The 13,951-nt window shown below is 38.9% G+C and carries 14 protein-coding genes; all 14 read left to right on the plus strand.

What is annotated here, in order from left to right; all coding sequences use genetic code 11:
• Positions 1 to 342: 342 nt before the first annotated feature.
• The 14 genes from AC07UV_RS04705 (at position 343) to AC07UV_RS04770 (ending at position 13,947) form a co-directional block, all read left to right on the plus strand.
• A complete protein-coding gene (locus AC07UV_RS04705; protein WP_120261416.1) occupies positions 343 to 1,131 on the plus strand; it encodes an SAM hydrolase/SAM-dependent halogenase family protein in 789 nt (262 codons plus the stop codon).
• A 176-nt stretch (positions 1,132 to 1,307) separates the two neighbouring features.
• The gene (locus tag AC07UV_RS04710; RefSeq protein WP_495182895.1) at positions 1,308 to 1,859 is read left to right on the plus strand and encodes a hypothetical protein; all 552 of its coding nucleotides are present in this window, start codon (positions 1,308 to 1,310) and stop codon (positions 1,857 to 1,859) included.
• Between the two features lie 172 nt (positions 1,860 to 2,031).
• Positions 2,032 to 3,867: an ABC transporter ATP-binding protein gene (locus AC07UV_RS04715; RefSeq protein WP_495182896.1), complete on the plus strand. Its 1,836-nt coding sequence runs from the start codon at positions 2,032 to 2,034 to the stop codon at positions 3,865 to 3,867.
• Between the two features lie 103 nt (positions 3,868 to 3,970).
• The gene (locus AC07UV_RS04720; protein ID WP_282250459.1) at positions 3,971 to 4,366 is read left to right on the plus strand and encodes a hypothetical protein; all 396 of its coding nucleotides are present in this window, start codon (positions 3,971 to 3,973) and stop codon (positions 4,364 to 4,366) included.
• 77 nt (positions 4,367 to 4,443) lie between these two features.
• Positions 4,444 to 5,103 (plus strand): heme exporter protein CcmB, encoded by a 660-nt coding sequence (locus AC07UV_RS04725; RefSeq protein WP_282250460.1) that lies wholly within the window; start codon positions 4,444 to 4,446, stop codon positions 5,101 to 5,103.
• A gap of 36 nt (positions 5,104 to 5,139) precedes the next feature.
• Positions 5,140 to 5,802 (plus strand): cytochrome c biogenesis protein CcsA, encoded by a 663-nt coding sequence (gene ccsA, locus AC07UV_RS04730; protein ID WP_495182897.1) that lies wholly within the window; start codon positions 5,140 to 5,142, stop codon positions 5,800 to 5,802.
• A gap of 352 nt (positions 5,803 to 6,154) precedes the next feature.
• Positions 6,155 to 6,364 carry a CcmD family protein gene (locus tag AC07UV_RS04735; RefSeq protein WP_495182898.1) on the plus strand — a complete coding sequence of 70 codons (210 nt, stop codon included), beginning with the start codon at positions 6,155 to 6,157 and terminating at the stop codon, positions 6,362 to 6,364.
• 77 nt (positions 6,365 to 6,441) lie between these two features.
• Positions 6,442 to 7,368, plus strand: coding sequence for a DUF6427 family protein (locus AC07UV_RS04740; RefSeq protein ID WP_495182899.1), 927 nt, complete (start codon positions 6,442 to 6,444; stop codon positions 7,366 to 7,368).
• A gap of 176 nt (positions 7,369 to 7,544) precedes the next feature.
• Positions 7,545 to 8,873: a BamG family beta-barrel-assembly machinery protein gene (bamG, locus tag AC07UV_RS04745; RefSeq protein ID WP_282250464.1), complete on the plus strand. Its 1,329-nt coding sequence runs from the start codon at positions 7,545 to 7,547 to the stop codon at positions 8,871 to 8,873.
• A 4-nt stretch (positions 8,874 to 8,877) separates the two neighbouring features.
• The gene (gene lptC, locus AC07UV_RS04750) at positions 8,878 to 9,501 is read left to right on the plus strand and encodes an LPS export ABC transporter periplasmic protein LptC (protein WP_282250465.1); all 624 of its coding nucleotides are present in this window, start codon (positions 8,878 to 8,880) and stop codon (positions 9,499 to 9,501) included.
• Positions 9,502 to 9,780: 279 nt separating this feature from the next.
• Positions 9,781 to 11,886 carry a peptidylprolyl isomerase gene (locus AC07UV_RS04755; protein ID WP_282250466.1) on the plus strand — a complete coding sequence of 702 codons (2,106 nt, stop codon included), beginning with the start codon at positions 9,781 to 9,783 and terminating at the stop codon, positions 11,884 to 11,886.
• 64 nt (positions 11,887 to 11,950) lie between these two features.
• The gene (locus AC07UV_RS04760) at positions 11,951 to 12,496 is read left to right on the plus strand and encodes a DUF2480 family protein (RefSeq protein ID WP_495182900.1); all 546 of its coding nucleotides are present in this window, start codon (positions 11,951 to 11,953) and stop codon (positions 12,494 to 12,496) included.
• 96 nt (positions 12,497 to 12,592) lie between these two features.
• Positions 12,593 to 13,378, plus strand: coding sequence for a DUF3108 domain-containing protein (locus AC07UV_RS04765; RefSeq protein ID WP_223583759.1), 786 nt, complete (start codon positions 12,593 to 12,595; stop codon positions 13,376 to 13,378).
• A 5-nt stretch (positions 13,379 to 13,383) separates the two neighbouring features.
• Positions 13,384 to 13,947 (plus strand): DUF3109 family protein, encoded by a 564-nt coding sequence (locus AC07UV_RS04770; protein WP_120261404.1) that lies wholly within the window; start codon positions 13,384 to 13,386, stop codon positions 13,945 to 13,947.
• The last annotated feature ends 4 nt before the right edge of the window (positions 13,948 to 13,951 follow it).

Here is a 13,951-nt window from a genome sequence, read left to right on the forward strand (position 1 = left end):
ATTCTAATGAGAAAATACGCCATCCCACAGAGATTTTTGCAAAAAGAAAACCAAATTATTTTTTTTGCGTTTCATACATAAGTTTCGCTTTTAAACGTGAATCTTCAAGGTACACAAATCAATTCTTTACAGTAGAAATAGAAGCTATGTTTGTGTATATCAATTGAAAAAAGATATATTCAAAATAAGTTCTTCAATTAGCTTTACAAATCAGCTGATAAATAGTAATTTTGTCCTCTATTTGAATAGATTTTCAGGAACAGAATATGCAAAAGACAGGAGATCTATTTCTATTCATTCAAAAAGGGAATTTGACAGCAATTCGGTCTACTTTAGATTATAATGGCAGTAATTACGTTAACGACAGATCTAGGACATAAAGATTTTTATCAAGCTGCGCTAAAAGGGAGCCTTTTAACGCAGTTGTCTGATGTTAACATTGTCGATATCACCCACGAGATCCCAGCATTCAATATTCCACGCGCAGCTTTTGTACTTGGCAATGCGTATCATTATTTCCCAAAAGGAACGGTACATATCATCGGCATCAACACCCTCTTTCATGAAGAATCCAAATACATCGGCATGAAATACAGGGATCATTATTTTGTTGGTGCAGACAATGGCATTTTCAGCTTACTGTTAAATGGAAATGAACCACAGGAATTGTACGAACTCAATTTGATGCAGGACCTGAGATACCTCCATTTTCCCCTTGCTGATATTCTTTCGAAATCGGCCTGCCATATTGCAAAAGGAGGCAAACTGAAAGATGTCGGCACCCCCATGCATCAACTGATCGAAAAAGTCACGTTACAACCGATCTTTGACAAAGACATGATCCGCGGCAATGTCATTTATGTAGACGCCTTTGGCAATGCCATTACCAATATTTCCAAAGACCTGTTCAATAAAGTCCAAAAGGGACGAAATTTTATCTTGTATTTCAAACGCAACGAAACAATCACCAATCTTTCCTGGCATTATAACGAAGTTGGTGAGGGCGAAAAATTGTGTCTTTTTGGTATTAGTAATTACTTAGAAATTGCCATCAACAAAGGAAATGCAAGCCAACTCTTGGGGCTTCACGACGACGATTCCAACGTCATTCGTATAGAATTTAAAGATTAATTTCATAAATTCATTCCTAGAAATAGTTTATTCATTTCAATCTGTCCCTAAAATGCGTAACGGGCTTTTGGCAGTTTAACACTTGATTTAGCGGAGTTGCCAATCCTGCTTTGCAGTTTGACAAATTGAGGCGATTTCAGCAACGTTAATTTCAGATTGATTGGTCAAATTTAGGTATGAAATCTTTAAAACACACAGTACTATCTTTTCTTCTATTGTTTAGCATTGGCCTTTTAAATGCGCAAGAAAATGCAGATTCCAGCGCTTTTGAGGTACAACGTAAACGTGTCAACAGCCTACTCGATGCTCGGCAACAAAAGTTTGGCGCCTACGACACCAGCCTTACCCAGAAAACAGGCCTTTTTGGCCTATTCAAATCCAAAGGTGATATGCAAAAAAGCATCGATATCCTGAAGGATGTCGTGATCACGGACAACAACATTTTTTTGGAGACGCAGCAGCTGTTAAAAATAAAAGATTTCGAAAAGGACAAATTTCGACAGATGGCGACCGAATATGATAAACAGATCTCCGCTTATATGGGCACGATCAACAAGCTTCAAAATGAGAATGAGCGACTGCGGACAGAATTGGACAAAACAGCGGGAAAGGGTCTGGCCGGTAATTTATGGCTTTACATCGCTTTGCTTGTCATTATTATTCTAGCAGTCTTATTGTATCGTAGCCATACCCAAAAATCGACGCTCAGCGGCAAGAATTCAGGCTAGTCCTTTTGGATCTCCCCCATCAATCGGTGACATGTACCAATAAAACAGGTCAAAATATAACTTTAGTTGATTAAAATAGGTAAAAAGCTAAAAAATTGACCAAAGTATGATAGCAAAATATTTTTAATCTCTTTACATTTGTCCTCGCAACAAAACATTGAAGTAGCGGATTATGGCAAGAGGTTTCAATAGTGGTAATAAACAAGAAGAAGATCTACCAAAACCAAAGTTAAATAAGGAGCTCCTATTACGGGCTTCGAAAATAATGACCTATTTAAGGCCTTATCGGGTTAAGTTTGGAATTGGAATGTTATTTCTGGCATTATCCAGTCTTTCAATGCTGACTTTCCCCGCACTACTGGGTGCCATGATTGATGCTGCTCAAGGAAAGCAAAAATATAGCTGGTTAACTTCTGAAGTTTATTACATTGGCGGGATCGCTTTTGTTATTCTATCGTTCACCTCGGTTGTTTCATTTTTCCGTATCCGTATTTTTGTCGAGATCGCAGAACGTGCTTTGGCGAAAATCCGTAAAGACACCTATCATAAGCTCATCACCTTGCCAATTGAATTTTTCGCCAACCGTCGTGTTGGGGAATTAAACAGCAGATTGTCCGCAGATCTATCCCAGATCCAGGACACCCTGACGACCACATTGGCTGAAATTTTAAGACAATTGATCAGTCTTTGTTTTGGTGTATTTCTGTTGGTCTGGGTATCACCCAAATTGGCCTTGATGAATCTATGCATACTACCTGTTATTGTGGTTGCAGCTATTATTTTCGGGAAATTCATCCGCGAATTATCGAGACAGGCTCAGGATAAGATGGCGGAATCAAATAGTATTGTTCAGGAAACATTATTGGGGATTAGCAATGTAAAAGCTTTTGTGAACGAATACTTTGAATTCAACCGCTATAGTAATCAGATGGATTCTGTTGTCAAATTAGCCGTTAAAGGAGCAACCTTTCGGGGTGCCTTTGCTTCCTTTATCATATTCTGTATTTTCGGAGCTGTTATAGCCGTCATCTGGTATGGTGCAGCATTAGTATCTATCCACGAGATGTCTGTTGGTGATCTAACGACTTATATCCTGTATTCTATGTTTGTCGCCGGATCAATGGGTAGTTTCCCAGAATTATACGCAAACATACAGCGCTCACTAGGAGCCAGCGAAAGGATCCTAGAAATTCTTGATGAACCACAGGAAGATATCAAGGTTGAACCGAGCTGTAAAGATATCCGTAAAAAGATGAGTGGAGATCTCCGCTTCAATCATGTGGCATTTGCCTATCCTAGCCGACCGGATAACGAAATTCTCAAAGACATTAACTTTACAGCCAATGCCGGCGATAAAATTGCCATAGTAGGCCCTAGTGGAACCGGAAAATCAACCATTGCATCTTTAATATTGCAATTTTATACAAACAATAAAGGTGAGGTACTGTATGATGGCAAGCCCGCCTCAGACTTTGACCTCTGTGATATACGGAACCAGGTAGCCATTGTACCACAGGACGTTTTATTATTTGGCGGAACTATCCGCGAGAATATCGCTTATGGTAAATTAGATGCCACCGAAACCGAAATAACTGAGGCCGCCCAACGTGCCAATGCACATCAATTTATATTAGGTTTTCCCGAAGGTTATGACACCATCGTCGGAGAACGCGGTGTGAAACTTTCTGGTGGACAACGTCAACGCATCGCCATCGCCCGTGCACTACTCAAAGATCCAGCTATTTTGATCTTAGATGAAGCAACATCCTCTTTAGATTCAGAATCTGAACGTCAAGTTCAAGATGCCCTAGAAGAATTAATGCGTGGCCGTACTTCCGTTATCATTGCGCACAGACTTTCTACAATCGTCGATGCGGACAAAATCATCGTGGTCGAAAACGGGGTTGTTTCGGAGAGCGGAACACATTTCGAGTTGCTACAAAAAGAAAGTGGTCTCTATAGACACCTGTACACCTTGCAATCCAAACAGCAAAAGGTAGATATGTAAAATTTTGTTAATTATTGATTCTTTTTAAACAAATTGTTCCAGAGATTGTTCATTTGGTATCATACTTGATTATCATTTGAATACACAATAAAATAGAAGAATTATGAAAAATAAAAATGGATTAGTGGCATTTGCTTTGGTAGGATTAGCTGCGGGAGCTGCTGCATGGTATCTTTTAGGAACCGATGACGGGAAAAAACAATTAGATCGTGCAAATGATGGCATCAAAAGCTTAACTAAGTCATTGAAGGATCTTTCGAGAAAAGAAGCTAGAAAAGCACAAAAGTTAGCAAACAGAGCTTCTGCTGAGTTGGACAACTTAAAATCAAAAGCTCAAGCTGCATTCAGTAAAGCTTCAGATGATGCTGATGCATTGAAAAACAAAGCAAAAGAAGCCGGTAGAGAGGCTTTGGACCACGCAAACAATGCCGCACAGAATTTAGCAAGTAAAATCGACAACACAACCGATGCTGCTAAATCAAAAATTTCTAATGCATAAGTAAAAAAAACATTTTTTTAAGAATTGATGGTTTAACCACCTCCTGTGGTTAAAATACATTTGTATCTTTGCGGGATATGACTTTACTGCAACAGGTAAAAACTTTGATTCTTAAAGACATTATTCTGGAATGGCGATCAAAATATGCCATCAACGGAATCCTACTATATGTCGTATCTACTGTATTTGTTTGTTATCAGGCATTCAAATCAGTAGATACTACAGTTTGGAATGCATTGTTTTGGATTATCATGTTATTCGCTTCAATCAATGCAATAAACAAGAGTTTTGTTCAAGAAAATCCCAACCGACAGCTCTATTACTATTCACTAGTTGACCCAAGGGCGATTATTCTCGCCAAAGTTATTTACAATATGTTATTGATGACCATCTTGGCAACCATTGCTTATTTTGTCTATTCAATCATATTCAAAAACCCACTTGGGGATCCTACATTATATTTTATTTCAGTCATTCTGGGTAGTATAAGTTTTGCCAGTGTATTTACCATGATTTCTGGCATAAGTTCCAAAGCAGGAAACAACAGTACGCTCATGGCTATTTTGAGTTTTCCGGCTATCATCCCCTTATTGATCGTATTGATCAAGCTCTCCCGCAATGCCATAGAAGGCCTGGAAAGGGCGGCAAGTACAAGAGAAATAATTGTATTACTCGCAATTAATGTAATCACGATCACTATTTCTTTATTGTTATTTCCGTACCTTTGGCGAGATTAAATTTTAGAATTGAAAACACATTAAATTCAATTTACCATGAGAAAAAAATGGTGGAAAATATTAGCGGTCCTGATTATCTGCACAGTCATTATCAATGGTCTTCTAGGCCCTGTTCCCCGCCTATTTATCCTTCACGAAAGTATCAGAAACGTCTATTTCCACGTCCCGATGTGGTCGGCAATGATCGTGATGTACCTGATTTCTGTTATTTATAGCATCAAATACCTCAATACAGGAAAACAAGAATACGACCTTATGGCTATTGAAGCGGTCAACACGGGTATTACTTTTTGTTTTTTTGGCTTGGCAACAGGAATGTTGTGGGCAAATATTACCTGGGGTGAGCCTTGGCCAAATGACCCCAAATTAAATGGTTCGGCAATAGCGACTTTAATGTATCTGGCCTACCTCGTACTCCGCAATGCGCTTGAAGAAGAGCAAAAAAGAGCGAAAATATCTGCCATCTACAATATCTTTGCATTTCCGATCATTATTGTGCTGCTCTATATTCTGCCAAAGATGACAGACTCTCTTCACCCCGGAAGTGGTGGTAATGCTACTTTTGGCCAGCTACAAATGAGTAACGAGCTTCGCCCGACATTTTATGCTGCAATGGTCGGATGGCCGATGATCGCTTTCTGGATCTGTTCACTCCGCTATAGAGTACGTTTATTGGAAAGAAAAGAACAGGAAAGCTAGTTGTAATCAGCAATAAGAATAAGAGGCAGGGTATTTTTCATGTCTTTGAAGAGATCCCCGGTCAACAACGAGCTTAGGCTCAATAAAAAGGGATTAAAATAGCAATCACCAAAACATTCTCCAGCATAAATTAACACTGGATTTCATGTGGTGACAACATCGATAAAAAATAGAACTCTGATAAAACCAAAGCGTAAATAATACTGGCAAACAGTGCTTTTTTATTTACGCAGGTCCTAATCAGCCATTAAAAGACAAATAAATAGGATGAAACCATCATGATTTATTCAATCACACCGAGTTGTGAATAAATCTGATAGCTTCATCACAACTGAAAAACAAATTTATACGGATGAAAAAAATAACATTGTCAATTGCATTATTAATATTATCAACGTTAAGCACATTTGCGCAGGATGACGTTGATATGGCAACGGGCTTACGTAGTGAGGGCAAAATCTATGTGGTTGTTCTCGTGATGTTGGTCATTTTTATAGGTCTAGCCTTCTTTCTTTTCTTGCTTGACCGCCGCATAACGAAACTGGAAAAAAAGAATAAATAGTCAACTGTTTATCGCATACCATGATCATAAGTCAGTTCAGAAATTATACACCAATAAATATTTTATTTTTATCCCTTGTGGGGTTTGTATTGTGCCTTGGCATATTCTTGCATCTGCCGGATAAACTTGATTCTGTAATTTTTGAACCTGCTCTTGGGAATTTACTGGGTGAAAACAATTTAATCAACCTCTCCCCGGCAACAAACGTCTTTATCACACTGATCCTGACCATTTTTCAGGCAACGATACTGAATCGGATCACAAGCCATTTCAACTTACTGGGAAAACCTAGTTTTTTGGTTGCATTGATGTATATGACATTGGCCAGTTTATTTTTACCCTTTCTGGTTCTGTCTCCCACCCTTATCTGTAACTTTATTTCGATCTGGATGTTGAGCAAATTGCTTTCTCTCTATCGCCAGACGGACGTAAAGGCGGAAATGTTCGATCTTGGGATGATTGTTGGCATAGGAAGTCTGATCTACTTTCCTTTTTTGAGCATGTTCTTCCTCCTGTGGATCGCCCTACTTATTTTTAGGCCATTCAATTGGCGTGAATGGATCACACCTCTATTGGGATTGGCGACAATCTATTTTATACTAGGCGTAATCTATTTATGGGTAGGAAAAATGGAATTGTTTTACACCATATGGTTGCCATTCACCTACAAGTTCCCAACGGCCATCCGTATCCAATTATTTGATTACCTGGTACTCGTCCCAGTGCTTTTTACACTGATCCTCTTCTTGTTGATCCTCAAAGATAATTTTTTCAAGAGTATTGTGCATATCCGAAAATCCTTTCAGTTGTTATTTTTCATGTTATGCCTAGCTGTAGCCTCCTTTTATTGGAATAAGAAATTAACTGAGGCTCACTTTTTACTCTGTGCTCCACCGATTGCAATTTATATGGCCTATTACTTCACCTACGCCAAAAAGAAATGGTTTTTTGAAGTCGTGTATGCAATCATCACATTAACCATAATCTACTTTCAATTTTTCTAAACATTTGTACAACAAGCCTTTAACCTTTTTTAACAAAATCGGCTTAACAAGCTCACAAAAATTGAATAGTTTTGTATGCGAATAAAAGCAAAGAACATTTAATTACACGAGTCAAAAAACTCAAAGATTTCACAAAAACTAAATAAACATTAGTTTCTCAATTTTATAGGTTGACCATGCAGAAACGCTTTATAAGCTCTCTAAGAAATAAATCACTCCAACTGTTGTTAGCAGGTGGAATTTTAGCTAGTTCTACTACCGCATTTGCCCAAAAAACGACATCCGCTTCACCTTATTCTCAATTGGGGATAGGTCAGATACGTGAAGATTTATTACCTCAGTATAGAGCGATGGGTGGTATCAGTACGGCTATCCGTACATTAGATGGCATCTATTACAATACCAACCCGAGCAATCCAGCATCTTACTCCGCTGCGCGACTTAGTGTATTTGACGCAGGGCTGTATGGCAACTACACGCAATTAAAATCAACAACCAGATCTGCGAATACTGCTGATTTTGCATTTAGCCATATTACCATGACTTTTCCAATGCAAAAGTTTGGTGGTATAAGTTTGGGACTACTGCCGTTTTCGGATGTAGGCTATCGTACGAACTCACAGGAAAGCATTAATTCGGAAACCTTCAACAAGGTTTTTACGGGTGAAGGTGGCCTCACAAAAGCTTATGCAGGTTGGGGTGTGCGTGTTTATAAAGGATTGAGCATCGGTGCGAATATGTCATACCTATTTGGTACATTAAATGACTATAGCCGTGTTGAATTTCCTTTATCCTCTGGAGCTTTGAATCCGCAACGTCAAAATAAACGTGAAATCCAAGGTATTATCTTTGATTATGGTTTACAATACGAACAGCCTATAGGAAAAGAGTATGCCTTGACCTTTGGCTATTCGGGATCGCTGAATAACGATATAAAAGAGCGAACAACAATATTCGACACAAGGACTCAACCATCATCAGATCCAGACAATCAAAATATTCCAATAGATACAACCTATATGTCTGAGCGCACCAGCAGACATTTGACACTTCCATTAAAACACAATATAGGTGTTACCCTTGCACGAAATGGAAAATGGTTGGTTGGGGCAGATTTCAAATATGCAGATTGGTCAAGATTTCAGGTCAGAAATGGTGAGGGCGAGCTACGCAAAAATTATGGCGTATCAGTTGGTGGTCAGTTGACACCTGATAGATCTTCGCTCAACTATCTGAACCACGTAGATTATCGTCTTGGTTTTAGATACAACAAAACCCAGTATTTTCTAGCTGGTCAAGATATCAATGATATGGCCATAACGGTGGGTGTGGGCTTACCATTAGCCAGAACGCAATATTCAAGTGCTTTCTCGAAGATCAATTTCTCAGCAGAATTCGGCCAAATGGGTAAAGTAGCCAATGGTCTGTTACGTGAACGTTATATCAACTTTAATATTGGCTTTACGCTAAATGACCGTTGGTTTAGAAGAAATCAATTTGACTAAGATAATGGTACGCAAAGTATCTGCACTATCCATATTACAAAATATATCGCCCCTGGTAATTCAATTTTTGCTAGGGGCGCTCTTATTGACTTCCTGTGAGCCAGATCTAAAGGAAGTCGACCGAATCGCCAACTTAAAAAAAGAAGAAGCTGTAGACATATCACGCCATGTCGATGTCATCTATAGTGATTCAACCCGGGTTAAAGCTAACCTTACCGCACCCGAAATGCGGATCAAACACGATAGCACAGAAGTCTATGAGTTTCCAAAAAGCATAAAAATCATCTTCTATGATGAGAAACTAAAGGAAACCCAACGCATCACCTCTGACTATGCAATCAGGAAAGAAAAAGAGAAAATAACAGTCTTTACCAAAAATGTTATTGTCACCATGGCTGATGGATCTATTCTAAAAACGGAGGAAATCGTTTATGATGAAGGTGCAAAAGACCCCAATAAGACTTTTTACAATAATCTCCCTGTCACGGCATTCTTTAAAGACCAACGGGGTAACCTTTCGGGATCATCTTTTACTTCTGACAAGGATTTGCTTCATGCCAATATACAGAATGCCACTGGTGTTGTCATCATCAAGGATAACAGTCTATTTCCATCCATAGGTAGATAGAGAGCGTATGTTATTTACTAGCCTAAAGATATGTACCTGCAAGTAGATCCTGTAAGCAACTCTGTCACAGATTTCTTAAAGGATATTACAGTCACCTGATCAAGACCATCTCCAATAAAAAATAGCGCAATACAAATACTTTTCAAATTTGTTTTATTACATTCAGGAAAATATTCCGTTTTTTTTTATAAAAATTGTATCTTGCACCGCATTTTGCTATGCTATGCATAAATTAACGAAATACAAGTATTTACACAATATAAACACAATAAGCAGACTATGGGATTAATGGGCTTTTTGCGTAACAAAGCTGGTGTCATCTTGACCGCAGCCATGGCTATCGCAATTTTAGCATTTTTACTAGGCGATGTCGTTCGAGGAGGGGCTCCTTTTTGGGCTAGACATCAAAATCGTGTAGGGGAAGTCAACGGAACTGAAATTGAATATCCTGCGTTCAACCAACAGGTAGAACAAGCAGAAGAAATGTTCAAACAACAAATGGGTGGCGCTGTTACTCCTCAAATGAGAACATACGCCGTACAACAGGTTTGGAATCAATTCTTATCCAGAGAAATCTTGAGAAAAGAGATTGAAAAAATCGGTTTGACAGTAGGTAGTAAGGAATTAAATGATCTAGTACAAGGTCCGAATCCTTCAGCTCAGATCGTTCAGGCATTTACTGACCCACAAACTGGACAATTTAACCGTGGTCAGTTGTCAACTTTTATAAGCCAAATCAACACAGCTGGCAACCAAGCCATGGCTGATCAGTGGGAAGCTTTACTTGAGGGTGTGAAAGATGAACGTCTAAGCAGCAAGTATGGCGAATTGCTTTCGAACAGTGTATACGTAACTTCATTGGAAGCAAACGAAGAATACCAAGAACGTAATAAATTGGCGAACTTCAAATACATTCTTTTAGACTACGCTTCTGTAAAAGATGCTGAGGCTAAAGTGACTGACGCCGATTTCCAAGAATACTATAATGAACATAAAAGCATGTTCAAAACACAAGAGGAAACACGCGCGATCCAATACGTTACAGTCGATGCAAAACCTCTTGCAAAAGATTCATTGGCAGTAAAAGAAGCTATTGACAAGTTAAAACAAGACCTTATTGTTGCAAAAGATGATTCATTATTTGCATCTATCAATTCGGACAACAAATATCCTTTCACGTATGTGAAAAAAGGCCAACTGAGTCCATCTTTGGATTCGGTAGTCTTCAATGTAGCTTCAGGTACTACGGTAGGTCCATTCCTAAGCAATGGCGCTTACGAAATTGCGAAAGTGGTTTCAACTGTCGTAGGGCCAGATTCAGTAAAGGCTTCGCATATCCTATTGGATGCTACTGCTGAAGGTGGTGTTGACAAAGCATTGGCAAAAGCTGATTCAATCAAAGGATTGATTCAAAAAGGAGATAACTTTGCAGCTTTGGCTATTCAGTTCAGCAGTGATCCGGGAAGTAAAACAAATGGTGGGGAGCTTGGTACTTTTACAAGGGGCCGCATGGTACCTGAATTTGAAAAAGCAGTATTTGAAGGTAAAGCTGGAGACATTAAAGTTGTAAAATCTCAGTTTGGTGTTCATATCATCAAAATTGAGAAACAAATCGGTACAGCAAAATATGCTAAGGTCGCTATCATCGATAAAGTCATCAATAGTGGTAAAGAGACTTTAAATAATGCACATAGTAAAGCCACAGCTTTCTTATCTGCTGCAACGGCTCAGAACTTCGCACAAGAGGCTAAGAAACTTGGTCTAGAAGCTAAAACTGCGTCACGTGTGACAGCAATGGACAATGTACTTGATGGTACAGAAGCTCCACGCGATTTAATAAAATGGGCTTTCGAAGCTAAAAAAGGTGACATCTCAGATAAGGTATTTGAAACTGAAACTTCTTATATCCTAGCGAGTTTGGTGAATGTGCAACCGAAAGGGGTACTTTCTCTGGACGCTGTGAAAAAAGATATCGAGCCTGCAGTTAAAAATATGGTTAAAGCTAAAGTCTTAAAAGAAAAATTTGGCAAAGCTTTAGCTGGAGCTTCTTCAATTGATCAAGTAGCTCAAAAAGTCGGCAAATCTGCTATCCACGTGGAGAATGTGGTATTTGCCAATCCTGTTATTCCTGGTGTAGCCTTAGAGAACGCTGTAGTAGGTACAGTCTTTGGACTTCAACCAAACAAACCTTCTAAAGCAATTGAAGGAAATACAGGTGTGTATGTCGTACAGGTAAATGGTTTCACAAATCCATCAGCGATCTCCGATATCAACGGACAAAAGAAACAAATGCTTGCAGCTAAAGCGCAACGTGCTTGGGGATCTATTTTCCGTGCATTACAAGACAAAGCTGAAATCATTGACAATAGAGTGAAATTCTTTTAGAAGATTTTTAAGTAAATTTGTAGCCGGACGAATTATCGTCCGGCTTTTTTTTGATAGAATAGTTATGGAAATTCAAACAAATATTGTCAATAAAGTTGCACAAAGTGGATTAGTGACAGTTGATCTGGCAGATTATCATCCGAAGACCGACAATGTCCTATATGATATCAAGGAAAATTTGTTCCATGGTCTGATGTTAAGGGAAAAAGATTTCCGCGAGTTCATCAAAACACACGATTGGTCACAATATACAAATAAGCATATTGCCATAACCTGTAGCGCAGATGCTATTATCCCAACATGGGCTTATATGCTACTGGCAAATAAGTTAGAGCCGTATGCGTCGACTGTTGTCTTTGGCGATTTAGATGAGTTGTTACGTATACAGTATGCCGCCGCCATTGACCAAATTGATATGGAACAGTTTCGGGATCAAAGGGTAGTTGTTAAGGGCTGTGGAGATACCTATATCCCTGAATCGACATTTGTCCAATTCACGGTGAAACTCAGTAAAGTAGCGAAAAGTATTATGTATGGAGAACCTTGTTCAACGGTTCCAGTTTTTAAAAGAAGTCCTCAAGCGCCAAAAGCGACTGACAAACAAGCATAAGCAGCTGGCTCATGTGGGTTTCATCACCTTAAAAACACAATTTATTCTGATGAAATTAACATCTCTTTTTCAAACAATTTTCGTAAACTTACGTACATGAAACTTATATCGACATTGCTCCTTTACTTATCAGTTTTTGTAAGTACAGTTTTCGCTCAAGATTTACCCCATTTAAAGGAATCTGCATTTAAAGGTGGAGAGAAATTAAAGTATAAACTCCGCTATGGAATTATTTCAGCTGCAACGGGAACGTTGACTGTTGGCGATACGAAAGACGGATTTGGAAATCCCTCCTTTCATCTGTATGCCGCTGGTAAAACAGCAGGAGCTTTTGCCATCTATACCGTAAGAAACGAATACAACTCTTATATAAATAGCAAGACATTTTTGCCTTACTATTATACAGAAAACATCCGTGAGGGAGGCTACAGACGGAACGACAAAGTACGTTTCAATCAGGATACACATACTGTGGTCGGTAATAAAGGAACATTTACATCCAAGGTCGATCAGACCTTTGATTTACTATCGTCCTATTATTTCGCCCGCAATCTGGACTTAACTTCGGTCAAGCCTGGTGAATCCTTTAAACTGACTTACTTTCTGAATGATGAAATAGCCACCTTGGGCATACAGTATATTGGAATTGAAAAAATAAAAACGGAATTGGGCACATTGGAATGCCTTAAATTCAGTCCCGAAATTAAACCGGGACGTATCTTTAAAAAAAATAGCAAGCTTTATCTCTGGGTAACCAATGATGGTAACCGTATTCCAGTGAAGGCTAACGTCGATATTTTAATTGGCTCTGTTACCTTGGAACTTCTGGAAGCAAGCGGACTAAAATATAAATTGGGACAAAAAGCAAGCTACTCAAAATAATTAGAATGATTGAAGTAGGAAATGTGTTGGTACATGAAGATCTGATTAACAATGATTTTGTGTGCAATCTATCAAAATGTAAAGGAATATGCTGTATCGAGGGAGACTCGGGAGCACCTTTGTTAGAAAGTGAAAAGGCAATTCTGGAGGAAATATACCCCAAGGTAAAGCCTTATATGACAGAGAAGGGTATTGAGGCCATCGAAGAACAAGGAAAATATGTCATTGACGTAGATGGTGATTTAACCACAACCTGTGTTGATGGGCACAAGGAATGCGCCTATGTAACCTGGGAAAACGGCATTACCAAATGTGCAATCGAAAAGGCATATGAACTGGGTGAAATCCACTGGCGGAAACCTGTTTCCTGTCACCTCTATCCTATCCGTACAACGCATTATCCAGAATTTGATGTCCTTCATTATGACCGTTGGCATATCTGCAAAGACGCTTGTAGTTTCGGCAAAGAACTACAGGTGCCTGTATACAAATTTCTAAAGGATCCCCTGATCCGTACTTATGGAGAAGAATGGTACAAAAATCTTGAGCAAGCAGTCGATGAGTTGTAACAAA

Source organism: Sphingobacterium sp. GW821-FHT03E03 (assembly GCF_059420745.1).

Coding starts and splice junctions, on each gene's coding strand:
- AC07UV_RS04705 (WP_120261416.1), top strand. CDS start 343: ATGGCAGTAATTACGTTAACGACAGATCTAGGACATAAAGATTTTTAT.
- AC07UV_RS04710 (WP_495182895.1), top strand. CDS start 1,308: ATGAAATCTTTAAAACACACAGTACTATCTTTTCTTCTATTGTTTAGC.
- AC07UV_RS04755 (WP_282250466.1), top strand. CDS start 9,781: ATGGGATTAATGGGCTTTTTGCGTAACAAAGCTGGTGTCATCTTGACC.
- AC07UV_RS04720 (WP_282250459.1), top strand. CDS start 3,971: ATGAAAAATAAAAATGGATTAGTGGCATTTGCTTTGGTAGGATTAGCT.
- lptC (WP_282250465.1), top strand. CDS start 8,878: ATGGTACGCAAAGTATCTGCACTATCCATATTACAAAATATATCGCCC.
- AC07UV_RS04770 (WP_120261404.1), top strand. CDS start 13,384: ATGATTGAAGTAGGAAATGTGTTGGTACATGAAGATCTGATTAACAAT.
- AC07UV_RS04765 (WP_223583759.1), top strand. CDS start 12,593: ATGAAACTTATATCGACATTGCTCCTTTACTTATCAGTTTTTGTAAGT.
- bamG (WP_282250464.1), top strand. CDS start 7,545: ATGCAGAAACGCTTTATAAGCTCTCTAAGAAATAAATCACTCCAACTG.
- AC07UV_RS04760 (WP_495182900.1), top strand. CDS start 11,951: ATGGAAATTCAAACAAATATTGTCAATAAAGTTGCACAAAGTGGATTA.
- AC07UV_RS04725 (WP_282250460.1), top strand. CDS start 4,444: ATGACTTTACTGCAACAGGTAAAAACTTTGATTCTTAAAGACATTATT.
- AC07UV_RS04735 (WP_495182898.1), top strand. CDS start 6,155: ATGAAAAAAATAACATTGTCAATTGCATTATTAATATTATCAACGTTA.
- AC07UV_RS04715 (WP_495182896.1), top strand. CDS start 2,032: ATGGCAAGAGGTTTCAATAGTGGTAATAAACAAGAAGAAGATCTACCA.
- ccsA (WP_495182897.1), top strand. CDS start 5,140: ATGAGAAAAAAATGGTGGAAAATATTAGCGGTCCTGATTATCTGCACA.